23 protein-coding genes and 1 riboswitch are annotated in these 26,150 nt (G+C 69.6%); of the genes, 13 read left to right on the top strand and 10 right to left on the bottom strand.

The window, feature by feature from the left end:
• Positions 1-238: 238 nt before the first annotated feature.
• Entirely contained in the window at positions 239-868 is a 630-nt protein-coding gene (locus tag ACZK5N_RS01740; RefSeq protein WP_458995331.1) for a cation efflux transmembrane domain-containing protein, read from the top strand.
• Positions 869-886: 18 nt separating this feature from the next.
• On the opposite strand, the gene ACZK5N_RS01735 is transcribed toward ACZK5N_RS01740, so the two are convergent.
• Positions 887-2,671 (bottom strand): DUF5671 domain-containing protein, encoded by a 1,785-nt coding sequence (locus ACZK5N_RS01735; RefSeq protein ID WP_458995330.1) that lies wholly within the window; start codon positions 2,669-2,671, stop codon positions 887-889.
• Positions 2,672-2,678: 7 nt separating this feature from the next.
• Positions 2,679-3,104: a hypothetical protein gene (locus ACZK5N_RS01730; RefSeq protein ID WP_458995329.1), complete on the bottom strand. Its 426-nt coding sequence runs from the start codon at positions 3,102-3,104 to the stop codon at positions 2,679-2,681.
• A 91-nt stretch (positions 3,105-3,195) separates the two neighbouring features.
• On the opposite strand from ACZK5N_RS01730, the gene ACZK5N_RS01725 reads away from it, so the two are divergent.
• The 5 genes from ACZK5N_RS01725 to ACZK5N_RS01705 all read left to right on the top strand — a co-directional run bounded on the left by ACZK5N_RS01725 (position 3,196) and on the right by ACZK5N_RS01705 (position 10,027).
• Positions 3,196-5,556: a glycogen debranching protein gene (locus tag ACZK5N_RS01725; RefSeq protein WP_458995328.1), complete on the top strand. Its 2,361-nt coding sequence runs from the start codon at positions 3,196-3,198 to the stop codon at positions 5,554-5,556.
• A 4-nt stretch (positions 5,557-5,560) separates the two neighbouring features.
• Positions 5,561-6,541: a diacylglycerol/lipid kinase family protein gene (locus ACZK5N_RS01720; protein WP_458995327.1), complete on the top strand. Its 981-nt coding sequence runs from the start codon at positions 5,561-5,563 to the stop codon at positions 6,539-6,541.
• Between the two features lie 272 nt (positions 6,542-6,813).
• The gene (locus ACZK5N_RS01715; RefSeq protein WP_458995326.1) at positions 6,814-7,431 is read left to right on the top strand and encodes a DUF4126 domain-containing protein; all 618 of its coding nucleotides are present in this window, start codon (positions 6,814-6,816) and stop codon (positions 7,429-7,431) included.
• Positions 7,432-7,632: 201 nt separating this feature from the next.
• Positions 7,633-9,333 carry a phosphomethylpyrimidine synthase ThiC gene (thiC, locus tag ACZK5N_RS01710; RefSeq protein WP_458995325.1) on the top strand — a complete coding sequence of 567 codons (1,701 nt, stop codon included), beginning with the start codon at positions 7,633-7,635 and terminating at the stop codon, positions 9,331-9,333.
• Positions 9,334-9,340: 7 nt separating this feature from the next.
• Entirely contained in the window at positions 9,341-10,027 is a 687-nt protein-coding gene (locus tag ACZK5N_RS01705) for a thiamine phosphate synthase (protein WP_458995324.1), read from the top strand.
• Positions 10,028-10,066: 39 nt separating this feature from the next.
• On the opposite strand, the gene thiH is transcribed toward ACZK5N_RS01705, so the two are convergent.
• From thiH to thiS, 4 genes are read right to left on the bottom strand one after another with little or no spacing between them, the layout of a single operon-like run.
• Positions 10,067-11,218, bottom strand: coding sequence for a 2-iminoacetate synthase ThiH (gene thiH / locus ACZK5N_RS01700; protein ID WP_458995323.1), 1,152 nt, complete (start codon positions 11,216-11,218; stop codon positions 10,067-10,069).
• Entirely contained in the window at positions 11,218-12,009 is a 792-nt protein-coding gene (locus ACZK5N_RS01695) for a thiazole synthase (RefSeq protein ID WP_458995322.1), read from the bottom strand. Before ACZK5N_RS01695 ends, thiH begins: the two co-directional genes overlap by 1 nt.
• Positions 12,002-12,643 (bottom strand): sulfur carrier protein ThiS adenylyltransferase ThiF, encoded by a 642-nt coding sequence (thiF, locus tag ACZK5N_RS01690; protein WP_458995321.1) that lies wholly within the window; start codon positions 12,641-12,643, stop codon positions 12,002-12,004. Before thiF ends, ACZK5N_RS01695 begins: the two co-directional genes overlap by 8 nt.
• A complete protein-coding gene (thiS, locus tag ACZK5N_RS01685) occupies positions 12,644-12,838 on the bottom strand; it encodes a sulfur carrier protein ThiS (RefSeq protein ID WP_458995320.1) in 195 nt (64 codons plus the stop codon).
• Positions 12,839-12,941: 103 nt separating this feature from the next.
• A riboswitch (TPP riboswitch) is annotated at positions 12,942-13,049 on the bottom strand.
• 55 nt (positions 13,050-13,104) lie between these two features.
• Here thiS and ACZK5N_RS01680 point away from each other — a divergent pair.
• Together ACZK5N_RS01680 and ACZK5N_RS01675 are read left to right on the top strand one after the other, a co-directional pair.
• On the top strand, positions 13,105-15,174 hold the full coding sequence (locus tag ACZK5N_RS01680; protein WP_458995319.1) for an NAD(+) synthase: 2,070 nt from the start codon (positions 13,105-13,107) through the stop codon (positions 15,172-15,174).
• Between the two features lie 13 nt (positions 15,175-15,187).
• Positions 15,188-15,562 carry an ArsC/Spx/MgsR family protein gene (locus tag ACZK5N_RS01675; RefSeq protein WP_458995318.1) on the top strand — a complete coding sequence of 125 codons (375 nt, stop codon included), beginning with the start codon at positions 15,188-15,190 and terminating at the stop codon, positions 15,560-15,562.
• Positions 15,563-15,662: 100 nt separating this feature from the next.
• Here ACZK5N_RS01675 and ACZK5N_RS01670 read toward each other — a convergent pair whose 3' ends face one another.
• Positions 15,663-16,262, bottom strand: coding sequence for a hypothetical protein (locus tag ACZK5N_RS01670; RefSeq protein WP_458995317.1), 600 nt, complete (start codon positions 16,260-16,262; stop codon positions 15,663-15,665).
• A gap of 14 nt (positions 16,263-16,276) precedes the next feature.
• On the bottom strand, positions 16,277-17,116 hold the full coding sequence (locus ACZK5N_RS01665) for a hypothetical protein (protein ID WP_458995316.1): 840 nt from the start codon (positions 17,114-17,116) through the stop codon (positions 16,277-16,279).
• 143 nt (positions 17,117-17,259) lie between these two features.
• Here ACZK5N_RS01665 and ACZK5N_RS01660 point away from each other — a divergent pair, with 143 nt between their 5' ends.
• From ACZK5N_RS01660 to ACZK5N_RS01645, 4 genes are all read left to right on the top strand, one after another.
• A complete protein-coding gene (locus ACZK5N_RS01660; protein ID WP_458995315.1) occupies positions 17,260-19,116 on the top strand; it encodes a hypothetical protein in 1,857 nt (618 codons plus the stop codon).
• 2 nt (positions 19,117-19,118) lie between these two features.
• Positions 19,119-20,699: a class I SAM-dependent DNA methyltransferase gene (locus tag ACZK5N_RS01655; protein WP_458995314.1), complete on the top strand. Its 1,581-nt coding sequence runs from the start codon at positions 19,119-19,121 to the stop codon at positions 20,697-20,699.
• Positions 20,696-21,871, top strand: coding sequence for a restriction endonuclease subunit S (locus ACZK5N_RS01650; RefSeq protein WP_458995313.1), 1,176 nt, complete (start codon positions 20,696-20,698; stop codon positions 21,869-21,871). The genes ACZK5N_RS01655 and ACZK5N_RS01650 overlap by 4 nt, the downstream gene beginning before the upstream one ends.
• Positions 21,872-21,965: 94 nt before the next feature.
• Complete coding sequence (locus ACZK5N_RS01645; protein ID WP_458995312.1) at positions 21,966-22,559, top strand: hypothetical protein; 594 nt, start codon at positions 21,966-21,968, stop codon at positions 22,557-22,559.
• Here ACZK5N_RS01645 and ACZK5N_RS01640 read toward each other — a convergent pair.
• Positions 22,543-22,962, bottom strand: coding sequence for an excisionase family DNA-binding protein (locus ACZK5N_RS01640; RefSeq protein WP_458995311.1), 420 nt, complete (start codon positions 22,960-22,962; stop codon positions 22,543-22,545). The two genes, ACZK5N_RS01645 and ACZK5N_RS01640, sit on opposite strands and share 17 nt — an antisense overlap.
• A 448-nt stretch (positions 22,963-23,410) precedes the next feature.
• Here ACZK5N_RS01640 and ACZK5N_RS01635 point away from each other — a divergent pair, with 448 nt between their 5' ends.
• Positions 23,411-25,150 carry an ATP-binding protein gene (locus ACZK5N_RS01635; protein WP_458995310.1) on the top strand — a complete coding sequence of 580 codons (1,740 nt, stop codon included), beginning with the start codon at positions 23,411-23,413 and terminating at the stop codon, positions 25,148-25,150.
• 6 nt (positions 25,151-25,156) lie between these two features.
• Here the strand turns inward: ACZK5N_RS01635 and trhA are convergent, their stop codons facing one another.
• Positions 25,157-25,834 (bottom strand): PAQR family membrane homeostasis protein TrhA, encoded by a 678-nt coding sequence (gene trhA, locus ACZK5N_RS01630; RefSeq protein ID WP_458995309.1) that lies wholly within the window; start codon positions 25,832-25,834, stop codon positions 25,157-25,159.
• Positions 25,835-26,150 lie beyond the last annotated feature (316 nt).

Below are 26,150 nucleotides of genomic sequence, written 5' to 3'. Positions count from 1 at the left end.
TGCGCTATAGCGCGGGCGCCCAGACTGACCGCGGGCGCCCAGACTGACCGCGGGCGCCCAGACTGACCGCGGGCGCCCAGACTGACCGCGGGCGCCCAGACTGACCGCGGGCGCCCAGACTGACCGCAGGCGACTCAGCAGGCGTCGGGAGGTAGCGCAGGCGTCGGGAGGTACCGCAGGCGTCGGCGGGTGCGGCCCCTTCGGCCGACCAACGGCGGGGCGCGATAGCCTGTCGGCCGTGCACGAGATCGACCCCACCCGCGTCCGCGCCCTCAGGCGCACCGTCCTCGTCGTCGCCCTGCTGAACCTCGGCTACTTCTTCGTGGAGAACGCGGTGGCGCTCGCGATCGGGTCGGTCTCGCTGTTGGCCGACTCCGTGGACTTCCTCGAGGACACCGCGGTCAACCTGCTGATCTTCGTGGCGCTCGGCTGGCCGCTCGCCCACCGCTCCGTCGCGGGCAAGGTGATGGCGGGCATCATCCTCGTCCCCGCGGCGGCCGCGCTCTGGCAGGCCATCGCCAAGTTCCAGAACCCGGACGCTCCGGACCCGCTCTCGCTGATCCTCACTGCCGGCGGCGCCGTGGTCATCAACGCGATCTGCGCCGTCCTGCTGCTGCGCCAGCGCGACCACGGCGGGTCGCTCACCCGGGCAGCGTGGCTGGCCGCGCGCAACGACGTCATCATCAACCTGGGCATCATCGCCATGGGTGTGCTCACGCTGACCCTGGTCCCGAACGGGTGGCCCGACCTGATCCTGGGCCTCGGGATCGTCGCGCTCAACCTGCGCGCGGCCAGGGAGGTTTGGGAGGTCGCGGAGGAGGAGAACCTTGCCGCCAAGGCGCTGGCGGGCGAGGTCGACGACGACTGACCCGCAGCCGCGAATGGCTCAGCTGTCGGGACGCGCGAACTGCGCCGTTTCGCCGCCAGATGCGGCTCGATCCTCAGCCGGTGCCGCGGGGGCGGTCGGGGCCGCGACACGACCCGACGGGTCCACCCGGAAGACCCAGTGACCGGCACCCTCGCCCAGCACGACCACGTCGGCCCCTGGGTATGCCGCCAGTTCCTCCGCCAGCGCCGCGACGTCCCACGAGTCGGCCGCGGAGTCCAGGCGCCCCCACACCTCCACCCGGGCGCCGGTGGCGCGGGCGAGATCGCGGTCGACCTCTGGCCCGACCGCGCCGATCAGCAGCACGGTCCGCGGCCCCCGCGCCCGCGTCGTCACGCCGGTGGCCCGGTCCATGCGGAACACGGAGCCGTGATAGGCGGACACGGCGGCAGCGCTCACCAGCGTGCCCAGCCCGTAGCGCATCGACCGGACGGTGGCGGCGCTCACCGACCCCGCGACGACGTCCTGCAACAGGATCACCGCCACCGCGATGAGGGCCACCACCGCCGCCACCCCGGCAAGCCCGAACAGGGTCACCAGGTACACGCGCCGGGTGGGCGAGCTGAGCTCCACATCGGGGGATGCGGCGGCGGCCCGGCGGATGCGAGCCCAGAAGATCCACCACACGGGCACCCCGACGGCGAGCAGCGTGACGGCGGACCAGAGCGTGTTGAGCACCGTCATCCCCGCGTCCACGCCCGGCGTCAGAGACTCGATGAGCGCCACGAGCACGGTGCCCACGCCGATTGCGGCCGCCCCCAGCCCGATGCCCGCCACCAGGTACTCGTAGACGCGCCGCGGCTCGGTGCGTCCCTCACCTTCGCCGAGGATGGTCCGGTGATACCACCACACCAGCAGGCCGACGAACACGGCGGCGATCTCCACCGGGGCCGAGTCGAAGTGGTTGGAGGCTGATGCCTCCTGGCGGTCCCCGAGGAACCACACCAACACGCTCCACAGCAATTGGCTGCCCGCCACGAGCGTCATGATCAGCCCGCCGCCCACGCCCAGCGGCAGGACCACCGCGAGCCACAGCGGGCGGCGCGGCAGCGATACCGCGGACGTGGCCCAGTAACGCACCCAGATCAGGGCCCCGCCCAGGAGAAGTCCACCGCCCTCGCCGAGCGTGGTCAGAGGGTTGCCGATCATGTCCGTCCGGAGCAGCAGGTCGAGCGCGGAGCCGAGGGTGAGGACGAGTCCCGTCACGCCCAGCGCCAGCCCCACCACCGATCCCAGGAGGAGGTGCGGGGTGTTGCGCTCCGCGTCCAGGGTGCGGGTGGCCAGCCACCAATGGAAGGCCCACATGCCCGCGAAGGCGACGAGACGCGCCAGCGCCTCGTGTTCCAGTTCGCCCTGGAGCGCCGCCGAGCCGATCTCCGGGAGCGCCGTCGCGGCTACGACGGCCCCCACCAGCGCGGCCAGCGTCACGTAGAGGGCGTAGAGGCCGGACTCGCGCTCGGCGGGATCCGCCCGGTGGGCGCGCCTCGTCCACCACGCGATCAGTGCGGCGAGCGGGCCGCCGACGAACACGAACGCCAGGCCCCGGGCAAGCCGAGCGTCCGGATCCTCCCACTCGGGGACCTCGGCCCCCAGGAGCAGCGCCAGGAGCTCCGAGACCCCGATCGCCACGACGATGACCAGTGCGAACAGCACCGCGTATTGGAAGAACCGCCGCACGCCGTGGGCGTCGATGCCCGGGCCGCGCCGTCGGGCTGCCGCGACGACGAGCACGATCACCACCACGGGCAGGGCCAGGGAGAGCAGCGCGCCGAACACCTCGAACATCACGACCTCACTTGCACGAGTAGATGGGCCACGGATGGCCGGTGGCCATCCAGCCGTCGCCGTCGGCCTTCAGCTCGATCACCTCGCGGTGATCGTAGGAACTGAACAGCCCCCCGCTGGACTCGGTGACGTTGAGCACGACCGTGGCCCTGTCGCCGTCGACCTTCGTGTCCACCACGGACATGCTCATCCTGGTCGGCCGGTAGACCTCCGGCAGGGGCACCGTGCAGCCCAATGCCGGGTCGAGGTAGGAGACGGCCTCCTCGTCGTCGCCGTCGATGACGGCGAGCGCGAGCAACTGTGCCGTGCCGTCCGGGGTGCCGGGGTCCATCTCGGGCGGCTCCCGGTTGGTGGCCATGACCCCGGCGACGATCGCGAGCAGGACCACCAGCCCGGCCACCACGGCGAGCACCACATTCGGGCGCGTGTTCATACCCTCAGAGTCCTCCTGTCTGCGCCCCATGGGAAGGGGTCTCGCAAGCGCGTTGCCGTGCGTGTCGGGGTGGCGTGCCAGAATCGACGCCATGACACGCGTGATCGCGCTGGACCGGCGCTCCTGGTCCAAGGCCACCTGGCCTCTCGGCACCCACCCCCACGCCGAGGGCGTCACCTTCGCGATCTACGCGCCGGCTGCCACCAGGGTCCAGCTGGAGATCTATCCCGACGCGATGGGTGCCTCAGCCGATCGCACCTACCTGCTCGTCAAGGGCAGGGACGGCATCTGGCGGGCGCTGCTGCAGGGTCTGCAGTTCGGCGCCCTCATCGGGTTCCGTGCCTGGGGCCGCAACTGGCCGTACGTGAAGGGCTGGAAGCCCGGGTCGGACCTCGGGTTCATCTCGGACCTGGATCAGCACGGCAACCGGTTCAACCCCAACAAGGTGCTCTTCGACCCGTATGCCCGCGAGGTCACCCACAACGTCTTCACCGATCAGCTGCACGAGTACGGCGTCAACGACGGCGTGTTCGGCACCGGCGGGGACCTGGTCGACGGCGTCCCCCGTCGCACCATCGACACCGGGCCCTACGCCCCGAAGGGCGTGCTCATCGCCGACTACACCCCGGTCACGCCCAAGCCGCGGATCCCGGGTGAGAAGACCGTCATCTACGAGGTGCAGGTGGAGCAGCTCACCGGGCACCCCTCGGTGGCGCGGCTGTCCCAGCTGCTGAGCCGAGAGCCGGGTTTCGAGGGCGTCGTCGACATCCCTGAGGAGTTCCAGGGGACGTACAAGGGTGCCGGGATGATGGCGCCCTACCTCAAGGCTCTGGGGGTCACCACCGTCGAGTTGCTGCCGGTGCACGAGACGAACGCGTCGGAGTCGGCGCGCCACGGCGCCGTGAACGCCTGGGGCTACATGACGCTGTCGTTCTTCGCCCCCAACCGCCAATACGCGGCGGACAAGGCCTGGTGCGGCCCCACCCGCGAGTTCAAGGAGATGGTCTCGGCGTTCCACGACGCGGGCCTCGAGGTCTATCTCGACGTGGTGTACAACCACACCGCCGAAGGCGGCAACTGGAACGGCGACGTCAACACCACCGGCTTCACCAGCCTCGGCGGGTTCGCGTGCGCGGAGTACTACCAGATGACCTCCGACAAGGTGCTCGTCGACGGTGCCACCGGCACCTCGAACCAGGTCAACTATTCCTCCCAGGCCGCCAGGAACCTGGTGCTCGACTCCCTGCGGTACTGGACGCAGGACATGCAGGTGGACGGTTTCCGGTTCGATCTGGCCACCGTCCTGGGGCGGCTCCCGGGCGAGGCTCATCCCGACGACTGGGCCAGGCAGAAGCGGTTCTTCTCGGACCACCCGCTGCTGGTGGACATCGCGTCCATGGCGAAGGCCGAACACATCGAGGTCATCGCCGAGGCGTGGGACCTGTGGGGCTACGAGGTGGGCAACTTCCCGCGCGGTTGGGGCGAGTGGAACGGCCGCTACCGCGACGCCGTGCGCCGGTTCACCAAGGGAGACGCCAACATGGTGGCGTTCACGGACATGTTCAACGGGGACTACCACCACTTCCATGACAGCGGCGGCGCCCAGAAGACCATCAACTTCGTCACCGCCCACGACGGCTTCAACATGGCGGACCTGGTGTCCTACCAGGAGAAGCAGAACGATCAGCCGCCGCCGTTCGGCCCGTCCGACGGCGGTTCGGACGACAACCTCTCCTGGGATTCGGGGGGCTCGCAGGCGCTCAGGCGCCAGCGGCTGCGCAACCTGTGGAGCATCCTGTTCTTCTCCCGCGGCGTGCCCATGATCGTGGCCGGAGACGAGTTCGGCCGCACCCAGAACGGCAACAACAACCCGTGGGCGCTGGACTCGGTGGCCATGCGCAACAACTACGCCATGATCCCCACCAACGCGCCCCAGCGGGTGCCGGTGGCCGACGGGGTGGACGAGGGCTACCACGACAACCTCGGCCAGTACGAGACGGCGCCCCACGTCAACGGCCAGTTCCGCTTCGCCACGTTCCTCGCCAACCTGCGCCAGCGCCATGAAGCACTGCAGCAGAGGCGCTGGGGGGACATGGTGGCAGACGACAAGGACGTGTCGTACCTCTTCCACACCCCGTCGGGAGAGGGGTTCCCCATGGAGGGGGACCGGGCGGTCTCCATCCAGATCGATTCCCCGGGCGACGACTTCTGGGTCATGATCAACATGGCCGACCAGGAGATCGAGTTCAAGGTCCCGCCTCCTCTGGAGGGCTGTGTGTGGCGCCGCCTGGTGGACACCTCCACCTTCGCGGAGCCGGCGTGCAACTTCTGGAACGAGGGCGAGGGCATGATCGTCTCCGACAGCGCGACGGTGGCGGCCTGGTCCGTCATCGTCTGGCAGGAACAGGCGAAGCCCGACGGCTCCCGCGCCATCCCCGTGTGGAAGGACTGAGCCCATGAGCGAACCGAACGGCGCCGGGACGAGGCGCGCCGCCGTCGTGTTCAACCCCACGAAGGTGGACCGTGCGGAACTTGAGCTGGCGGTCGCCGACGCGGAGCGGTCCTCCGGCTGGGGGTCCTCGCTGTGGCTGGAGACCTCCGCCGATGACCCCGGGGCGGGCATGGCGCGGCAGGCGGTCGAGGAGGGCTGCGCCCTCGTGCTGGCCGTCGGCGGCGACGGCACCATCCGCGCGGTCGCCGAGGGGCTGAGGGGGAGCGCGGTGCCGTTGGGCCTCTGTCCCCGTGGCACCGGGAACCTGCTGGCCAGGAACCTGCGTCTCCCGTTGGGCAACCTCCAAGGCTCAGTGACGGCGGCGTTCCAGGGGGTCCCGCGCCCCGTGGACGTGGGGGTCCTGGACTGGGTGCGGCCCGGTGGCGAACACGAGGAGCGCGTCTTCGTCGTCATGGCAGGCATGGGCCTGGACGCCCAGATCATGTCCAGCACCGACGAGGAACTGAAGAAGCGGGTCGGCATGCTGGCCTACGTGAAGGTTGGCGTGGAGAAGTTGCGTCGCAATCACCGGATGCGCCTGCAGTTCCGCCTCGACGACCAACCCCCGCAGCGCGCCAGGGTGCACACCGTGCTCGTGGGTAACTGCGGGTCGATCGGCGGCAACGTGACGCTGATGCCCGATGCCGCCGTCGATGACGGGGTCCTCGATGTGTTGGCGATGGAGCCGCAGGGCATGTTGGGCTGGGTGCGGGTGGCCTGGGGAGTCGTGGTGGACAACGGCATCCTGCGCGGCCGCCGGAACCGCGAGGGCGGCGAGGGCGAGCTGAGGTACCAGCGGTGCCGGAGCCTCGAGGTGTGGCTCCGGGAGCCCGAGTCGATCCAGCTCGACGGTGACTACTTCGGCAAGGTGGTGTCGCTCTCTGTGCACGTGGAGCCCAAGGCGCTCCGGGTGATGATGCCCCCCGGGTGGGAGCCCGCCGCCTGACGCGCGGCCCCTGGCGTCCGCTGTCCCGCGAGGGGGACGGTTTGAGCCGGACACGGCTCTCGCGGGGACGGTTTGAGCCTGGCTTCGGACTCGTCGCGCGTTGGATCGATCAAACTGGCCGCATCGGCGGTTGAGGCCGAAGTCCGGCTCAAGCGTCCGCCGCAAGGGCCGTGTCCGGCTCAAGCTTCCACCGCGAGAGCCGTGTCCGGCTCAACGCGTCCCTGGCGATCCGGACCCAGCGCGCGGCCAGGCCGGCTCGCCATAATGGCGGCATGGAACTGCTCCCCATGACGTTCGCCTCCGGGTGGGCATCCGGCATCAACGCCTACGCGACGGTGTTCATCCTCGGGCTGCTCGGCCGCTACGCCGGGACCGGCGGCGTGCCCGAGGGGTTCATGCGCACGGACGTGCTCATCGTCATGGGAGTCCTCGCCCTGCTGGAGCTGATCGCGGACAAGATCCCCGTCGTCGACTCCATCTGGGACGTGCCCTCGACTGTGATCCGCCCCATCGCCGGCGCCGTCATCGGGGCGCTGATCGCCGGCGCGAACGGCGACATCCTCACCATCTCCCTCGCCGCCGTCGGCGGGGTGACGGCGCTGCTCAGCCACCTCTCCAAGGCCGGCATCCGGCTGGCGGTGAACACCTCGCCGGAGCCGGTGTCCAATGTCGCGGCGTCGGCGGCGGGCGACGTCGGCGTCGTCGGGGTGACGACGCTGGCCGTGCTCTTCCCCGTGGCGGCCGCGGTCGTCGCGGGAGTCCTGCTGATCGCGATGATGTGGCTGGCGTGGGTGTTGATGTCGCGGATCAGGCGGGGCTGGGAGTGGCTGAAGGCCAGGTGGACCACCGCCGACTCCCCTCCCGGAGGTCGGCCTGCCCGGCGCGCGTGAGCGCCGCGCAGCCGTAGAGCTTCGCCTGCCGCGTCGTGCTGCAGGCAAACCTCATCGTGGCCCGGACGAGATCCGGCGACGGCACCCGCTACAGTCACTGTTGTCCCCACGGGAGCCCAGGCAAGGGCTGAGATCGGGCTGATGCCGCCCGGACCGTCGAACCTGCCCGGGTTATGCCGGCGAAGGAAGAGAGGCTCGCTCGTGAGTGAGATCCATCCGAAACACCGTGTCGTCCACCTGCTCGACGACGACATCAGCGTCCCCGTCACCGCGGTGTCGCTGGATCCGTCACCCGATGGGACCGACAACCCCGACGTGCACGTCTACCGCACCTGCGGTCCCGACACCGATCCGACGACAGGCATCCCTCCCCTGAGGACGGACTGGATCCTCGCCCGCGACGACGTCGAACCCTGGCAGGGGCGGCGCGCGCGGCAACTCATCGACGACGGACGCGCCGCGCTGCGCCGAGGCGGGTCGGCCGAGGAGTGGCGCGGCCCGGAGCGCACCGTGCTGCGGGCGCGGCAGGGCAGGACGGTCACGCAGATGCACTACGCCCGCCAGGGGCTGGTGACTCCCGAGATGCGCTATGTGGCGCTGCGCGAGGGCTGCGACGTGGAGCTCGTCCGCAGCGAGGTGGCGGCCGGCCGGGCCATCATCCCGGCCAACGTGAACCACCCGGAGAGCGAACCCATGATCATCGGGCGGCGCTTCCTCACGAAGGTCAACGCGAACATCGGGAACTCGGCCGTCACCAGTTCGATCACCGAGGAGGTGGACAAGGCGCGCTGGGCCACCAGGTGGGGGGCCGACACCGTGATGGATCTGTCCACAGGCGACGACATCCACACGACCCGCGAGTGGGTGATCCGCAATGCCCCGGTGCCGCTGGGCACCGTGCCGCTGTACCAGGCGCTGGAGAAGGTCGACGGGCGCGCCGAGCTGCTCACCTGGGAGATCTTCCGCGACACGGTGATCGAGCAGGCCGAGCAGGGCGTGGACTACATGACCATCCACGCCGGCGTGCTCCTGCGCTACGTGCCGCTGACCGCCAACCGGGTCACGGGCATCGTCTCGCGCGGGGGATCGATCATGGCGGCCTGGTGCCTGGCGCACCACGAGGAGTCGTTCCTCTACACGCACTTCGACGAGCTGTGCGAGATCTTCGCCCGGTACGACGTGGCGTTCAGCCTCGGCGACGGGCTGCGTCCGGGCGCCACCGCCGACGCCAACGACGAGGCGCAGCTGAGCGAGCTGCGGACCCTGGCGGAGCTGACCCAGCGCGCCTGGGCCCACGACGTGCAGGTGATGGTGGAGGGCCCCGGGCACGTGCCGCTGAACCTGGTGGAGGAGAACGTCCGGCTGCAGCAGGACTGGTGCCACGGCGCCCCGTTCTACACCCTCGGCCCGCTGGTGACCGACATCGCTCCTGGCTACGACCACATCACCTCCGCCATCGGGGCCGCCGTCATCGCGATGCACGGCACGGCGATGCTGTGCTACGTCACCCCGAAGGAACACCTGGGCCTGCCGAACCGCGACGACGTCAAGACGGGCGTGGTCACGTACAAGATCGCCGCGCATGCCGCCGACGTCGCGAAGGGGCACCCGGGGGCCAGGATCCGGGACGACGCCCTGTCGAAGGCCCGGTTCGAGTTCCGCTGGCACGACCAGTTCGCGCTGTCGCTCGACCCGGACACCGCGATCGCGTACCACGACGAGACGCTGCCGGCGGAGCCGGCGAAGACCGCCCACTTCTGCTCGATGTGCGGGCCGAAGTTCTGCTCGATGCGGATCAGCCAGGACATCAGGGCCGCCCATGGTCTGAAGGAGAAGTCAGTGGAGTTCCGTGCCAGCGGCGGCCAGGTCTACCTGGACGTCACCGCGGCCGGGAAGCGGTGAGGGGCCGGTGGCCCTCCCCGGCGGTCCGTCGTCGCCCGGTGCCTTCCCCGACTACCGGCTGTACCTGGTCACCTCGGGCGCCGGCCCCGCCACCGTCGCAGCCGCGTCGGCCGCCGCGGCCGCGGGTGCGGGCGTCGTACAGGTCCGGGCGAAACAACTGTCCGCGCGGGACCTGCTGGACCTGGTGCTGCGGGTGGCCGACGGTGTGGCCTCGGCGAACCCGGCGACGCGCGTGCTCGTCGACGACCGGGCCGACGTCGCCCATGCCGCCATGCGACGCGGGGCGCACGTCCATGGCGTCCACCTCGGGCAGGACGACCTGCCGGTGCGCTCCGCCCGCGACCTCCTCGGGCCCGGCGCGCTGATCGGGCTGACGACAGGCACCCTGGACCTGGTGCGCGCCGCGAACGACGTGGCCGACGTCGTCGACTACCTCGGGGCCGGCCCGTACCGGCTCACCCCGACCAAGGACTCGGGCCGTCCACCCCTGGGCCTCGACGGCTACCCGCCGCTGGTGACAGCCAGCGAACTGCCGGTCGTGGCCATCGGCGACATCGGGCCGGGCGACGTCGCGGCCCTGCGCCGGACCGGGGTCGCGGGGGTCGCGGTGGTGCGGTGCGTCATGGACGCCGAGGACCCGGGCGCCCGGGCAGCGGCCCTCCTGGACGCCTGGGCCGATGGCGGCGTCGGCTAGCAGGGCCCGCCGGCGCGGACGAGGGGCGTCCGCGCCGGGTCAGGTCCGGATGTGGTCGCGGTAGACGGGCTGCAGGCCGCGATCCACGAGGACGCGATGGATCTCCGCCAGGCTGCGCGTGTCGGAGATCTCGAACTGCTCGTCGCCCTTCTCCTCGGCCGCGTGTCCGCCGACGCCGACGCTGACGCCCGCCGACATGCGGGTGGCGACCAGCCCGGCGACGTTGTCGCGGAACCCCGCCCGCTCCCGCGTCGAGATGGTGATCCCGGCGTACGGCAGGAGCAGGCGGTAGGCGAGCATGACCTGCAGCAGTTGCCGCTCCGTCACGTTGATCTCCACCCCGTCGTGGTTGATGTAGGGCCGCAACCGGGGCACCGACAAGGTGATCTCGGCGTGCGGATAGCGGCGCTGGATGGAGCGGGCATGCATGCCGACGGCGAAGGCATCTCGGCGGGCATCGCCCAACCCCAGCAGCGCCCCGAACGCGACGCCCCGCATGCCGCCTTTCAGGGCCCGCTCGGGTGCGTCGAACCGGTACGGGAACACCCGTTTGGGGCCGAACAGGTGCACCCGCGAATAGGTGTCGAGGTCGTAGGTCTCCTGGTAGACGGCCACGTAGTCCACGCCGCGGTCGTGCAGGTAGGCGTAGTCCTCGGTGTTGAGCGGCTGCACCTCGATGCCGACGACGGCGAAGTGGCGCGCCGCCTTCTCCGCCGCCTCGCCGATGAACCGCACGCCGGAACGCTGCTCGGACTCGCCGGTCAGCAGCAGCACCTCCTGGAGGCCGGTGGCGGCGATCTCCGCCAGCTCCGCCTCCATCTCCTCCGGCGTCAGCGACGCCCGGTGGATCCGGTTGGAGGCGCTGAACCCGCAGTAGGTGCACTCGTTCTGGCAGTAGTTGGCCAGGTACAGGGGCGTGAACATCGCGATCCCGTTGCCGTGGTGGCGGAGGGTCAGCTCCCGCGCCCTGGCCGCCATGGCCTCCAGGTGCGGGTCGGCGGCCGGCGACAGCAACGCGGCGAAGTCCTCGGTCGTCACCTCGTCCCGGGCGAGCGCGGCCCGCACGTCGGCCTCGCCGTAGTGGCCCGGATGGTATCCGGCGACCGCGGCCATCACCTCCGCCATCACCGGCGACTCCAGCGACTCCATGCCCGGGCGGTACGACATGGGGTCGCGCAGCGCGACGGCCATCAGTCCTCCAGGAATCCGGTGAGCGGGCTGGAGGCCTCCGCCCGGTCGAGGACGCGCCCCGGGCCTGCCAGGTGCCCGGCCCGGCCCGCCTCGACCGCCAGCCGGAACGCGGTCGCCATGCGCCCGACGTCCGCGGCCGTCGCGATGGCCGTGTTGCACATCACGGCGGCGGCACCCAGCTCGATGGCCTCGCACGCCTGAGAGGGGCGGCCGATGCCGGCGTCGACGATGATCGGCAGGTCGATCTCCTCGATCAGGATCCGGATGAACTCGCGCGCCACCAGGCCCTTGTTGCTGCCGATCGGGGCGCCCAGCGGCATCACGGCCGCCGCGCCCGCCGACACCAGGGCCCGGGCGACGACCAGGTCGGGATGCATGTAGGGCAGCACGACGAAGCCGTCGGCGGCGAGGATCTCGGTGGCGCGGACCGTCTCCGCGTTGTCCGGGAACAGGTACTTCGAGTCGTTGATCACCTCGACCTTCACGAAATCTCCGCAGCCCAGTTCCCGGGCCAGCCGCGCGATCCGGACGGCCTCGTCGGCTGTGCGGGCGCCCGAGGTGTTCGGCAGCAGCGTCACCGAACCGGGGATGTGGTCGAGGATGTCCTCGAGCCCCCCGGCGTTGGCGCGGCGCAGGGCGACGGTGACGATCTCGGCGCCGCCGTTGTCGACGACGGCGCGGATCAGCGGCAGCGAGAACTTGCCGGACCCCAGGATCAGCCGGGAACCGAAGCTGCGCCCACCCAGCGACCAATCCCCGACGGCGGTCGGGGCGAGCGTCGCGCTAGACATCGGCGTGTCCCAGCAGCAGCCGCAGCACCGTGTTGGCCTGATGGGCCGCGCACAGCTGCACGCGGGGCGCCATGAGGCCTCGACCCGCCGTCGCCCCGCTCTCCAGATCCCCGGAGAGGTACAGCCGGTCCAGGGCCCTCCTCGTCGTGATGGTGTTGGAGCTGCCGTAGCCGGCCATCCCGGAGCCCGACACCAGTGGCGTGTCGGGCACGTCGGCCAGCAGGCTGCTGACCAGCATCGCCTTCTGGTCGGCGAGGTCGAACGCCTCGCACACCACGTCGAATCCGGTGAGCAGGGTCGGTACGTTGTCAGGGGTGAGCTTCACGGTGACGATGTCCACCGTGGTCAGGGGGCTGATCGCTGTGAGCTGCTCCGCGAGCGCTTCGGTCTTCGGCATGCCGATGTGCCGCAGGAGGTAGTTCTGGCGGTTCAGGTTGCACATCTCGACGATGTCGAAGTCGATGAGGCGCAGGTGCCCCACACCCAGCCGGGTCAGCGCGAATGCGATGTGGGAGCCGAGCCCGCCGAGGCCGGCGATCGCGACGCGGGCCCGGGCGAGCCGCTCGTACACGTCGCAGCCGTGGCGGTCGATGAGCCCCTCGACATAGGCGTCCCGGACGGCGGTGGCGCCCATCTACCCGCCCCCGACGAACGCGACGACCTCGACGATGTCGTCGTGGCCGACGCGCACCGAGTCGTACCTGGCCCGGGGCACGATCTGCCCGCCGAGCTCCACCGCGACCCTGTGCACGTCGAATCCCCGACTGGTCAGCAGGTCGAGCAGGGACTGGCCGGCGGCTCCTGGGATCTCCTCACCGTTCACCCGCACAGCTACACCTCCTTCGCCGGGCGAGCCGGCGTCCGTGGACGGCGCTCGACCCCTGTGGGCGGAGCGCTCGGCCTGCCGACAGGGCATGGCCGATGACGAGGGGTGAGAAATCACACGACGTCCCTTCGCCAGTGCTAACTGGATCAGGTTCAACGGGTGTGATCTCAGCCGACAGTGACCTAGCGTCACGGCGGCACCCCGCGTCCGAGGGTCACGCTAGTGCAACTCGCAGGTGGGGCACAATCCTCCGTGCAAGACTGACGCCCATGGAGTTCACCTCGCTCTACCGGCACGGGTTCGCGCGGGTCGCGGCCTGCACGCTCCCGGTCACCCTGGCCGACCCGTCGGCCAACGCGCACGCGATCGCGGTGGAGGCCAGGGCCTGCCACGACGACGGGGTGGCGGTCGCGGTGTTCCCGGAGCTGTCGCTCTCGGGCTACGCCATCGACGACCTCCTGCTGCAGGACGTACTGCTCGACGCGGTGGACCGCGCCGTCGTCGAACTGGCGGACGCGACGGCGGACCTCCTGCCGCTGCTCGTGGTGGGCGCGCCCCTGCGCGCGGGCAACAGGCTCTACAACTGCGCGGTGGTGATCCACCGCGGGCACGTGCTCGGCGTGGTGCCCAAGGCGTACCTCCCCAACTATCGCGAGTTCTACGAGAAGCGTTGGTTCGCCGACGGTGCGGACCTGGACCTCGGCACGCTCCACCGTCCCGGCTGGCCCGCCGAGTTCGGCGAGGTGCCGTTCGGCACCGATCTGCTGTTCGACGCGCGCGACGTGCCCGGCCTCACGGTGCACGTGGAGGTGTGCGAGGACATGTGGGTGCCGGTGCCTCCGTCGTCTCTGGCGTCGCTGGCCGGTGCGACGGTGCAACTCAACCTCTCCGCCTCCCCCATCACCGTGGGCCGCGCCGAGGACCGGCACCTGCTGGCCCGCTCGTCGAGTGCCCGCAACAACTCCGCCTATCTGTACGCCGCGGCCAGCTTCGGCGAATCCACCACGGACCTGTCCTGGGACGGCATGACGATGGTCTACGAGATGGGCGATCTCCTCGGCCAGACCGAACGCTTCCCGCACGCGGCCCAGCGCACCGTCGTCGACCTGGACCTGGACCGCCTTCGTCAGGAGCGCATCCGTCAGGGCTCGTTCGAGGACAACCGGCGCGCGGTGGGGGTGGGGGAGTACCGGAGCATCGAGTTCGCGGTCCGGCCACCCTCGGGGGATCTGGGGCTGCGCCGCCCGCACGACCGCTTCCCGTTCGTGCCCGACGACCCGGCCCGCTTGAATCACGACTGCTACGAGGCCTACAACATCCAGGTCTCAGGGCTCGAGCGGCGCATGAAGGCCATCGGCGGGGGCGATGCGTCGAAGGCGCCGAAGATCGTGATCGGCGTGAGCGGGGGCCTGGATTCCACGCACGCGTTGATCGTCGCGGCCAAGGCGTGCGACAGGCTGTCGCTGCCGCGCACCCACATCCTGGCGTTCACGCTGCCCGGCTTCGCCACGTCGTCGCACACGAAGAACAACGCCACGCTGCTGGCCGAGGCGTTGGGCGTCACGTTCGAGACGGTGGACATCACGCCCATGGCCACCCAGCTGCTCAAGGACCTCGGCCACCCGGCCGGCGACGGGCAGCCCGTCTACGACGTCACGTTCGAGAACGTGCAGGCAGGCATAAGGACGGACTTTCTCTTCCGCGCCGCCAACCAGCGCGGCGGGATCGTGCTGGGCACCGGAGACCTGTCCGAGCTCGCGCTCGGCTGGTGCACCTACGGGGTGGGTGATCAGATGAGCCACTACGCCGTGAACACCGGGGTGCCGAAGACGCTCATGCAGCACCTCATCCGCTGGGTGATCAACACCGGCCAGTTCGAGGAGACCGGCGTCAACGAGACGCTCGCCTCCATCCTCAACACCGAGATCTCACCCGAGCTGATCCCGGTGGGGGAGGGGCAGAAGCCGCAGTCGACGGAGGACTCCATCGGCCCCTACGCGCTGCACGACTTCACCCTCTTCGGCTTCCTGCGCCGCGGCTACCGGCCCAGCAAGATCGCGTTCATGGCGCACCACGCGTGGCGCGACATCGAAGCCGGCCACTGGCCCTCCGGCTACCCGGAGGCCGACCGGACGGCCTACGACCTGCCCACCATCAAGAAGTGGATGGCGGTGTTCCTGCGCCGCTTCTTCGGCAACCAGTTCAAGCGCTCCGCCATCCCGAACGGGCCCAAGGTGCTCTCCGGCGGCGCGCTCTCGCCGCGAGGTGACTGGCGGATGCCGTCGGACGTCTCGGCGACGGCGTGGCTAGCGGAGCTCAAGGACAACGTCCCCGACTGACAAGGAGATTCGCATGAAGGACCTGACCATCCTGCACAATCCGCGCTGCTCCACCTCGCGCGCCGGCCTGGAGGCCGCGGAGGCGTCGGGGCTGAGCCTGGAGGTGCGCAACTACCTCAAGGAGCCGCTCGACGAGGCCGCCTGGCTGGAGGTGCTGGAGATTCTCGACGCCGACCCCACGGACATGGTGCGCCGCGACAAGGCCTTCGACGAGCTGGGCCTGAGCGACGACGACGTGGCCAGCGCCGACCAGGTGGCGCGGGTGCTGGCGGAGAACCCCGCGCTCGCCCAGCGGCCGGTCCTCATCCGCCGCGGCGGCGCCCGCCCGCGGGCGATCATCGGGCGCCCGAAGACGGCGGTCGCCCCCTTCCTGTCCTCCGCCGGCTGACCCGAAGGCCAACCGTCGGCCGGGGTTGTCGGCGTGGGCCGTCGACGAGCCGGGTGCCCCCCATGTTCACCAGGCTCGCCGACGGCGGCTCAGGGGTACGTCACCCGTGCGGGCGCGGGTCGAAGGGTTGGTCGGTCGCCGCGGCCGCCAGCTCGGGCTCAGCGGGACCTGCGCCGTCGTCCGGTTCGCCGCCGGGGGTGCGGCGGGTCCGCCGCGCGAGGAGCAGGATGAGCGACGACCCCGCTACGTGTGCCGCGACCCCGAAGCCCAGGATGACGAGCAGCGACTCCACCCGCCGGTCCGTGATCTGCCAGCGGCCGAGTTCGTAGGCGCTCGCAGTGGCCGCCGCCTGAGACTCGAGCAGCTGAGCCTGGCCGAGCAGTAGCGAGTCGTTCTGCCGGCCGATGATCTCGAGCATGTCGTTGGTGTACCAACCGTTGACCACCTGCTGCTTCGGGGCGCTGTCGGCTGTGTACTCGCGCAGTTGCTTCAGGGAGGCCGCGCCGTTGAAGTCGCCGACGAAGTCGGGCAGGGCGGCTGTCCGGGTCTGATCGGGCGCCTCCGGAAGGGCCGGGAACGGCTGCCTGACCAGCACGATCAGCGCGACGAGCACAGCGGCCCAGACGATGGCCCGGTAGGCATGCAGAGCGGCCGGTTCAGGGCGTGGGGCCACCGTCGGTGCCGAGTGAGTATCTGGCATGTGGAGTCCTTCGGTCATGAGGTGCCGACGGTCCAGGCGCCGTCGGCCTTGATCAACAGCAGCGACGGTCCGGCCATCACGGGCACGCTGCCCTGGTAGGTGCCGATCTCGTTGATGAGCAGGCTGGGCCAGGTCCCGTCGGTCTGGTGGACGGCGAAGTTCGAGCTGCCGTCGTGGGTGACGGCCGCGACCGCGGCAGCCCCCTCGTACTTGAACACGGCGTCGCCGGTGCCGCTGAGCTGAGCGGTCGCGACGGGGGCATTGGTGATGGGATCGATCTGGACCGTCCAGGCGCCGTCGGCGGTGATCTGCAGCATCGCGCTCTCGGCGCCCATGAGGCCGTAGGAGACGACGCCCGAGTAGCTGCCGATCTCGTTGACGAGCAGGTCGCTCATCTGGTTGGAGGCGTCCAGGGTCTGGAGCACGAAGTTGGCGCTGCCCTGGTGCGTGGCCGTGACGAGCGCGGCCTCGGCCTCCGCCGGGAGCTGGATGACGGAGTCTCCGGTGCCGCTCTCGGAGATGGTGGCGAAGGTGCCGAAGCGTTCGGTGTACGGGTCGACGACGGGCTCGGTGATCTCCTCCGTCGGCGTGGCCGCGGCAGTGCTCGCCGGAGCGCTGGAGGCGCTCGGAGGGGCTGAGGCCGAAGCGGCCCGCTCAGTCGTCGCGGCGGACGCGGAGGTGGAGGCGGGGGCGGCCGCCGGGGCCGCCGTGTCGGCCGGTTCCGACAGGGCGCCGCCGATGCCGGCGAGCAGGACGAGGCCCGCGGGGATGAGCACGCGCTTCTTGCGGTACCACGGCCGGACGGGCGCCGGGGCGGGGCCGGTGGGTGGCTGCCACTGGGGGGTGGTGGTCATGGTTTCTCCTTCGGGTCGACGATGGTTCCACGGTCCCAGGGCTAGACGTTCTAGTCATGCGATGAGCCGATAAGGAGGGTTATCAGGAAGAGGCGCTCAAGATCGGCCGATCCCGCTAGGGTGGGCGACGAGGGGAGGGCGCAATGCTCATCACGGCTGCCGACGTGGCGATGATCGCCCGCGTCCGCCGCCCCGTCGTCACCATGTGGCGCAAGCGCTACACCGGCCCCGACGCGTTCCCGCCGGCCCAGGGCGGGCGCTTCGACGCCGATCTCGTCGTGAGTTGGCTCGCCGAGCACGGGCGAGGCAACAACCCCCAGCCCGAACGCGCGCTTCCGCTGCTCGGAATGCTGCTCGAGGCGCGCACGGATGTGGCGCGGGCCATGGAGCTGTCCGCCGTGCTCGCCTTCCGCGCCGCCTACGGCGAGGCCCTCGTCGAGGACCTCACCAGGGCAGGAGCACCAGACCGGGGAGTCCTGGAGGAGCTGGACAGCCTGCGTTGCTTCGGTCGCGAGGTCCGGGATCTGGGTGGCCGCCTCACGGAGACCGCAGCGGCCGTCGACGCCTTCCTGGACGAGCGCTTCGGCGCGGCCGACGCCATGGCCTGGCTGACCGACGACTGCCTCGTGCGGCACCTCCCGGCCGTCGCCTCTCTGTCGCTCTCGCGGCTGGCCGCCGGCCTCGTGGCCAGGGCCGCCGTCGCCCTGGCGGAGCTCTCCCCGCGCCCCGACCTCCTCGATGCCGCCGGTACCGGCTTCTCCTGGCTGCAGCAGCTCCCCCCGGAGTGGCCCGCCCCGGTGGGGATCGCGGTCGACGACTCGGCGGTCGGGCGCCACTCCCGCCGCGTCCTGCAGGTGGGGGAGTGGGATGCCCAAGCGGTGTCCGACGAGCGGGGATGGGCCCTCGCCGTCGACGCCGCGATCGACGCCGAGCCCGCAGAGCTGTTCGGCCGGGCCGCGCTGGGCGACGACGGCCAGGTCCGCCTGGTGCTCGGCCCCGCCAGGCTCCTCACCGATCCGGCCGGAGACGCGGCCGCCCGCGACGAACTCCTCCGCGATGGCGTGGTGCGCGCCGTCGTCAAGCTGCCGGCGGGATGCCGCCCCGTCCACCCGCGCGAGGCGCTGGCCCTGTGGCTGGTGGCGGAGCGCGACGAGCTGCCCTTCGAGCAGCACCGCACCTTCGTCGCCGACCTCACAGGCGTGGACCTGACCCCGCAGGTGGTCGCGGACCTCGTCGTCGACCTCACGGTGGCCGCGCAGGACCTCCCCGCCCAGCAGCATCGCGCGTGGCGGGTCCTGCGCCCAGCCCTCACCCGGCATCTCCTCGCCCGCGGCGGCTCGCTCGTCGCCACGTCCCAGGCGCCGCTCGGACGGCCCACGATGACACTGACGCCCGAGGAGCTGCAGGCCCGCGCCGCGGCGGTGGGTCTCGGCCCGCTGTGGCTCACGCCCGGCCCTGGACGGGCCGCGTCCGGGACCACGGCGCAGGTTGGCCTCGCCGACGGTTGGCTCAAGCTCCTCCCCGGCTCCAGGCTCGGCCCCGATCAGCTCGGCGACGGCGACCTCACCGTCTGGACCGTCGACGCCGGACGCCTCTCCCGGACCGCGACGGTGGACCGGCTGACCGCCCTCGCCCGTCCCCGCACCTGGCTCACCCAGCCGGGCGACGTGATCCTCGGCCCGGGACCCAGCGCCGTCGTCGACACCCACGGCGGCTCCCTCGTCGCCACCCCTGCCCGGGCCCTGCGCCTCACCGCCGACGCGCCCGTCACCGCGCAGCAGCTTGCCCGCGCCGTCGCCTCCGCGCCGCGCGGCACCAAGCCGCCCCAGTGGCGGCTCACCCCGCTCGATCCCGAGCAGCGCGCCGCATTGTCGGCGGCGGCTGACAGGATTGGGCAGCGTCGGGCCGAGCTCACGGCCCAGCTCGACGCCCTGAACTCGTTCGAGGACGCCCTCCTCGAAGCGTGCGAGACCACCACCCTCACCCTGGAGACCCGCTGACCATGGCCAGAACACCCGCCGCCCCCGCCGCGCCCAGCACCGCCAAGGAGCTCAAAGACCTGCTGTGGAAGTCGGCTGACAAGTTGCGCGGCTCGCTGGATGCCAGCCAGTACAAGGACATCGTGCTGGGGCTGGTGTTCCTCAAGTACGTCGCGGATGCGTTCGAGGAGCGCCGCGAGCAGATCCGCGAGGAACTCATCATCGAGGGCTACGACGAGGCCACCGTCGCCGAGACGCTGGAAGATCGCGACGAGTACACCGGCTCCCAGGTGTTCTGGGTGCCGCAGGAGGCCCGGTGGTTCTACCTCGCGGCGCACGCCAAGGGCACGCCGGAGAAGTCCACCGGCGAACTCGTCGACGACGCCATGCGCCGGCTGATGGAGGAGAACAAGTCGCTGGCCGGGACGCTCCCCATGGTGTTCAACCGGTCCAGCGTCGACATGCGGCGCCTCTCCGAGCTGATCGACCTGCTCAACGGCGCCCGCTTCACCGGTGCCGGCGCCACCAAGGCCCGCGACCTCCTGGGCGAGGTCTACGAGTACTTCCTGGAGAAGTTCGCCCGCGCCGAGGGCAAGCGCGGCGGCGAGTTCTACACCCCCGCCGGCGTGGTGCGCGTGCTCGTCGAGGTGCTGCGCCCAACGTCGGGCCGCGTCTACGACCCCTGCTGCGGGTCGGGGGGCATGTTCGTCCAGGCGGAGAAGTTCCTCGAGTCGCACCACCGCTCGCCCGGCAGCATCTCGGTCTACGGGCAGGAGCTCAACGAGCGCACCTGGCGGATGGCGAAGATGAACCTCGCCATCCACGGCATCCTCGGCAACCTCGGCCCCACCTGGGGCGACACCTTCGCCCGCGACCTCCACCCGGACCTCAAGGCCGACGCGGTCATGGCCAACCCGCCGTTCAACATCAAGGACTGGGCCCGCCGCGAGGACGACGCCCGCTGGGCCTACGGCGTGCCGCCCGCCGGGAACGCCAACTACGCCTGGCTGCAGCACATCCTGAGCAAGCTCGCCCCCGACGGCCAGGCGGGCGTGGTGATGGCCAACGGCTCGATGTCGTCCAACAGCGGCGGCGAGGGCCAGATCCGCGCCGAGATGGTGGAGGCCGATGTGGTGAGCTGCATGGTGGCGCTGCCCACCCAGCTGTTCCGCTCCACCGGCATCCCCGTGTGCGTGTGGTTCCTGGCCAAGAACAAGGGCGCCTCCGGCGAGGCGACGACCGACCGCCGCGGCCAGACGCTGTTCATCGACGCCCGCAACCTCGGCCACATGGTCGACCGTGCGGAGCGCGCCCTGAGCGACGACGACATCGCCAGGATCGCGGGCACCTTCGCCGCCTGGCGCGGCATCGAGGGCGAGTACGACGACGTCCCCGGGTTCTGCCGGTCCGTCCCGACGGCGGAGATCAAGGCCGCCGGCTACGCCCTGACCCCGGGTCGCTACGTCGGCACCGCGGCGGTCGAGGACGACGGCGAACCCCTCGACGAGAAGATCGAGCGGCTGACCAAGGAGCTGTTCGAGGCGATGGACGAGTCTGCCCGCCTCGACGCCGTCGTCCGCGAGCAGCTTGGACGGCTGTCGTGAGAACCACGCTTACAAAGCTGGCCGCCAGAGGCGTTCTCGAGTTCAGCGATGGGTATCGCACTCGCAAGGATGAGCTTGGCCGGAGCGGCTTCCGTATTGTTCGAGCCGGGGATCTTCACTCGGGACGTGTGCACTTTGACGGGCCAGATTTCATCAACCCCAGCATGGTCAAGGGAATCGGGCGGAAGGTCGTCCAGCCGGGTGACGTTGCCCTCACCACCAAGGGGACGGTCGGGCGCGCTGCGCTGGTCGGTGATGTGCCTGAACCCGCTGTCTACAGCCCACAGATCTGCTACTTCAGGGTGCTGGACGCGTGTGTGTTGAACGCCCAGTTCCTGCTCTCCTGGTTCAGGAGCCAGGAGTTCTGGGCCCAAGCCTCTTACCTGATGTCGGCCACTGACATGGCTCCCTATCTGAGCCTCAAAGACATCGGGAATCTAGATGTAGATCTCCCTGACCTCGCCACCCAAACCGCCATCGCCGACGTCCTGGGAGCGCTGGACGACAAGATCGCCGCCAACGAGCGGGTTAGGCGGGCTGTTGGGGCGCTGTCGTCCGTGCTGTTTGCCTCCGCTACCCGCGACTCCCGAACGACTCGACTCGGAGACTGCGCGAAGCTCAATGAACGACCGCTCAAGCCTGGCTCAGGCTCCATCCGGTACCTCGACATTTCGTCTGTCGGCGTAGGCGAGTTTGCTGAACCCATCGAGATTGCATGGTCGGAGGCGCCCAGTCGTGCCCGGCGCGGCGTTCAGGACGGCGACATCATCTGGTCGACTGTTCGCCCCGAGCGCAGGTCCCATGCGTTGATTCTCGATCCCCCTAGTGATCTGGTCTGCTCCACTGGTCTGATCACGATCACGCCGACCAAGGTTGGGTCAGCCTTCCTCTACGAGGCGACGCGCACCCAGGAGTTCGTGGACTTCCTGGTCGCTGGTTCTACGGGCTCCGCGTACCCCGCAACGAACGCGGCCGTCTTCCTAGGGGCGCCCATTCCCCTGCCTGAAGCGAGAGTGCTGGGCGAGTTCGAGGCTCAGATGAGCCCGGCTTGGAGGCGGGCAGCGGTGGCGGCGGAGGAGTCACGCCGCCTCGCCGCGACCCGCGACGCACTCCTCCCCGAGCTCATGTCCGGGCGGCTCCCGATCAGAACCTTGGAGGATTCGGTGCGATGAACACAACACGCCAGAGGTGGGCGATAGGACCTGCGACCATCATCCAGCGCGGGACTACTGCCGTTACCGAACGGGTCGCTGAGTGGGGCGGATTATGACTGCGCCAGAGGCTCTGACCTTCAACTGCCTGACCCGCTACCGGGACGTCACGCTAGAGGACGCTTCTCAACTTGAGCTGGGGCACCTCCTGTACTTCCTCCAGGCGGCGGGCGAGCCGCTGAACCTGCGGTTCGCGAAGGTGCACTACGGTCCCCACGCCGACAACCTGCGCCACGTGCTCGTCGAGCTTGAGGGGCACTACGTCGACGGCTATGGAGACGGCACAGACGCCGTCACCGAATTCCGACCGATCAGGCTCCGTCCCGATGCCGTTGCCCCGGAGCCCACGCCGGAGTCCGCGGAGCGTCTAGACCGCACTATGGAGCTCTGCTCCGGGTTCGCGACGCCCTTCGGCATGGAGCTGCTCGCGAGCACCCACTGGGTTGCCACTCACGATGGGGCTCGGAGCCTTGAGGACTGCACAGCTGCAGTGTGGCGCTGGAACCCGCGGAAGCGTGACCTGTTCACCGCCCACCACATCGAGACGGCGTGGACCGCACTGAGGGACCTGGGATGGCTGAATCAGCCCCGCAACGTGGAGCACACCACGGGGCAGCCGTTGACGACGGGTCTCACCGGATCTCGATGAACCCATCGGACTCAAGCTCAGGCGCGTAGGTCTTAGCCAGCTCCGTGAGCGCCGCCGCCCGCCTCGCGGGAGCCTCCTTGAGGTAGGCCTCGATGGCGGCCCTGGTGACACGGCGGTGGACGCCTGCCGGCCTCTCAAACGGGATCAGGCCCTCGTCAAGGAGGCGTACAAGGCTTGGACGACTGATCCCGAGCAAGTTGGCGGCTTCCTGGGTCGAGAGGAGGGGCTTTGCCCTCGTCACGACGACGTCGTCACCTGCCTCCAAGCCGTCGACGATTTCCACGACCACCTGGAGCGCACGGGGTGACAGACGGTAGCTGCGGCCCTCGAGCAACAGCTCCGCCGACGCGTCAGCGCTTGCTTCATCGAGGAACACGAAGTCCGTCGGGGTGAGAGTTGACATGCACCAAGGATACCGCGAAACGAACAAAACGAAAGCTGACAGGATGGCGCGCTCGTGTCTCGAGCGTTGAGTCCTTCACTGCACGTCACTGAGTGTTCACTCAACAACAGAGATGTGCAGTGAGCACAACGTTGACGACCGACGCCTGCCGATGGGGTCGCAAAGTCGGGGGGCCTTGTGTCGTACAAGGTGGCGGCGACGCCGCAGGGAGATGGCCATGTCCGTCGCCGGGGTGAGAGGCAGGCGTGGTGCACGTGCGACCCTCCACCGGTGAAGGTCTCGTTGGCGGCGTGCAGCGTCAGTTCGACAGTCTGCTGATCAAGAGTGAAAGAGACTGAGAGACACTGAAAGAGCCTCCTCCCCGCTCTCCCTCACTGTTCCCACACTTCCTCACTGTATACAGTGAGGACCGACTGATGTACAGTGATTATGCAGTGAGGGGGAGCCCATGGATGTCGAAGCGACCGTCGCGCGGCTACGCCGCCAAGGGAGCGACGACGCTGCCGCGGAGGCGAAGAGCTCCGTCGGAAAACTGGCCAAGGATGTCTGGAACACCGTCAGCGCCTTCGCCAACACCGATGGTGGTCTGATCCTTCTGGGCCTGAATGAGGCGGAGGGCTTCGCCCCGGCCGCAGGTTTCAAAGCGCAACCGATCATCGACGCGCTGACCGCGGGGATGCCCGTCTCGCCCAACACCGCCTCTCCTCGAGTCGAACCGGTTCCCGACCATGAGATCGAGAGGGTCGAGGTTGCTGGGCGGCAGGTTGTTGCTCTCCGGATCGAGCCCCTGCGCAGCGATCAGCAGGCCCCGTGCTTCGTCGTCGACAAAGGCCTGGAGAACGGATCATTCAGGCGGCGGGATGACCAGAACGAGCACCTGTCCACGTACGCGATCTACCTGCTGCGGCACCGCAATCAGTACGTGCGAACTGACCGCCAACCCGTTCCCCAGGCTCGCGTGGAGGACCTCGACTCCCAGACGGTAGAGCGGCTGCTCAGCAATATCAGCCGCGCCAAGTCGCGGGCAGTGGACGGGACGAGGTCAACCATCGAGGCACTGCGGCGGCTGAACATCCTCGATCCCGACGGCATCCCCACGCTGGCCGGTCTGGTGGCGGTCGGTACCTATCCTCAGCAGTTCTTTCCACAGCTCTTCGTTGACATCACTGTGCACCCTGGAAATGCAAAGTCTGCCCTGAGTGACGGAGTCCGTTTCGTGGATAGACGCGAGGCGGACGGGGCCATTCCGAACATGGTTGCGGAGGCGGTGTCCGCGACCCTCGCCAACCTCAAGACCCGACGGGTGGTGAAAGGGGCCGTCGGCCAGGACGTGCCCGAGATTCCCCCCGAGGTGCTCCGTGAGGCGATCGCCAACGCCCTCGTTCACCGCGACTACAGCCCTCAAGCGGTCGGGCAGCAGGTTGCAGTCGATGTGTATCCCAATCGCGTTGAGATCAGCAGCCCAGGGGGGCTCTGGGGAGGCGTGACCACCGAGAACATCGACAGCGGCCAGTCGCGCTCACGTAACGACGCACTTGCCAAGCTTCTGACGTGGGTGCCGTTGCCTGGTGGTGGGGTGGTGGTCGAGAACCAGGGCTCTGGTGTTCCCTTGATGCTCAACGCCATGCAGACTGCAGGATTGCCCAGGCCGGAGTTCACCGCAGCAGTCGACCGCGTGACCGTGACGCTGTTCCGGCACGGACTACTGGACGAGGACACAGCGCAGTGGCTCAAGGTCCAGGGGGCTTCCGGGCTTCCCCCGCATCAGCAGATGGCGCTGGTGCTCGCTGAGCAGTCTTCAGTGGTGACGGTGGGGGAGCTCAGGCGTCAGGTGGGCATCGACAGTGATGACGCTCGAGCGGACCTTCAACAGCTGGCGGCTCTCGGGCTCCTCGTCGAACTGGGAACTGACAGGTACGCGCGTCCGACGCCAGTTCTGGCGCCCCGTCCCTGGTCTCCGACACAGCTGGACATCCTGGCGGCGATGAGCGCATCAGATGGTCCTATTACTGTGCAGGACCTCAATGAGAAGACAGGCCGGCCAGTCGGGACACTTCGCACGGCGCTCCGTGGCCTCGTGGAGGCCAAGGCCGTGCTTCCGACCGCCCCTCCGAGTAGCCGGTTGCGCGCCTACCGCTTAGGTGACCAGCCGTCACTGTTCACACTGGACCTCAGCGAGCTGCAGTGAGCCAGGTCACGCGGGCAACACGTAGAAGTACATCAAGAGGTAGTGCAGGAACGCCGCCACGGCCACGAGCACATGCCAGATCTCGTGAAAGCCGAATGTCCCGGGCCAGGGGTTCGGGCGCTCGATCACGTAGATCACGAAGCCCGCGCTGTACACCAGGCCGCCCGCCGCCAGCAGGACGAGCGCCATGGGCGGCAGTGAGACGTCCGCACCCATCAGCACGACGCCCATCCAGCCCAGCGTGATGTAGAGGGTGTTGGTGACGTACTTCGGGACCCGTCGCCACACGGAGCGCAGCACGATCCCAAGGATCGCGACCACCCACACCGCGCCGAACACCGCCCATCCGTACACGGTGCGGAAGAGCACCAGCACCAGGGGCGTGACCGTGCCGGCGATGAGGAAGAAGACCGACGCGTAGTCGACCGTCCGCAGAGCTTCATTCAGCCGGGGCCCACGATCGAGCCCATGGTGGAGCGTGCTCGCCGCGAACAGCGTCATGAGCGACAGGCCGTAGATGCTGAAGCCGACGACCTTCCAGGGGTCTCCTAGAGCGACGGCCTGGGAGACGAGCAGGACCGTCCCCAAGACCGAGAAACAGAAGGCCGCCAGGTGCGAGAGGGTGTTGAACCGCTCGTCGGTCACGTGGACGCTGCCGTCCCTGCTTCTGTTGGTGGTGCTCACAAGCCGCCTTCCGCCGTGTGGCCGTGCGTGAGGGAGGTCCCGTCCTGGACGTAGTTTACCGGGGCGGAACTGTCGTACCTGCGCCCTTGCGTCGGCGTCAGAAGTAGGCACTCAGGTCGGCACGCGAGCGGTAGGAGGTCCTCATTGGCCACATGATCGATCTGGACGCCACGGAATGCATCGTGGGGCAGGTTCGCCTGGGAAAGCGAGGTCGGTGTCATCGTTGAGGGCAATGATGTCCCGGCCCGATCCCTGGGAGCCGTATGCTAACCTCCCTTCATTCGGGAGGCAATGATGCCCTCGGCAGATTTGGGGG

The sequence above is a fragment of the Tessaracoccus pujii genome (assembly GCF_055326215.1).
Note: the sequence above shows the minus strand (reverse complement) of the source record. Positions and strands in the feature narration are given on the sequence as shown.

Bases quoted from the DNA above. Each gene is read 5' to 3' on its own strand.
- ACZK5N_RS01735 (WP_458995330.1), bottom strand. From the start codon at position 2,671: ATGTTCGAGGTGTTCGGCGCGCTGCTCTCCCTGGCCCTGCCCGTGGTG.
- ACZK5N_RS01730 (WP_458995329.1), bottom strand. From the start codon at position 3,104: ATGAACACGCGCCCGAATGTGGTGCTCGCCGTGGTGGCCGGGCTGGTG.
- ACZK5N_RS01725 (WP_458995328.1), top strand. From the start codon at position 3,196: ATGACACGCGTGATCGCGCTGGACCGGCGCTCCTGGTCCAAGGCCACC.
- ACZK5N_RS01720 (WP_458995327.1), top strand. From the start codon at position 5,561: ATGAGCGAACCGAACGGCGCCGGGACGAGGCGCGCCGCCGTCGTGTTC.
- ACZK5N_RS01715 (WP_458995326.1), top strand. From the start codon at position 6,814: ATGGAACTGCTCCCCATGACGTTCGCCTCCGGGTGGGCATCCGGCATC.
- thiH (WP_458995323.1), bottom strand. From the start codon at position 11,218: ATGGCCGTCGCGCTGCGCGACCCCATGTCGTACCGCCCGGGCATGGAG.
- ACZK5N_RS01695 (WP_458995322.1), bottom strand. From the start codon at position 12,009: ATGTCTAGCGCGACGCTCGCCCCGACCGCCGTCGGGGATTGGTCGCTG.
- thiF (WP_458995321.1), bottom strand. From the start codon at position 12,643: ATGGGCGCCACCGCCGTCCGGGACGCCTATGTCGAGGGGCTCATCGAC.
- ACZK5N_RS01680 (WP_458995319.1), top strand. From the start codon at position 13,105: ATGGAGTTCACCTCGCTCTACCGGCACGGGTTCGCGCGGGTCGCGGCC.
- ACZK5N_RS01675 (WP_458995318.1), top strand. From the start codon at position 15,188: ATGAAGGACCTGACCATCCTGCACAATCCGCGCTGCTCCACCTCGCGC.
- ACZK5N_RS01670 (WP_458995317.1), bottom strand. From the start codon at position 16,262: ATGCCAGATACTCACTCGGCACCGACGGTGGCCCCACGCCCTGAACCG.
- ACZK5N_RS01665 (WP_458995316.1), bottom strand. From the start codon at position 17,116: ATGACCACCACCCCCCAGTGGCAGCCACCCACCGGCCCCGCCCCGGCG.
- ACZK5N_RS01660 (WP_458995315.1), top strand. From the start codon at position 17,260: ATGCTCATCACGGCTGCCGACGTGGCGATGATCGCCCGCGTCCGCCGC.
- ACZK5N_RS01655 (WP_458995314.1), top strand. From the start codon at position 19,119: ATGGCCAGAACACCCGCCGCCCCCGCCGCGCCCAGCACCGCCAAGGAG.
- ACZK5N_RS01645 (WP_458995312.1), top strand. From the start codon at position 21,966: ATGACTGCGCCAGAGGCTCTGACCTTCAACTGCCTGACCCGCTACCGG.
- ACZK5N_RS01640 (WP_458995311.1), bottom strand. From the start codon at position 22,962: ATGTCAACTCTCACCCCGACGGACTTCGTGTTCCTCGATGAAGCAAGC.
- ACZK5N_RS01635 (WP_458995310.1), top strand. From the start codon at position 23,411: ATGGATGTCGAAGCGACCGTCGCGCGGCTACGCCGCCAAGGGAGCGAC.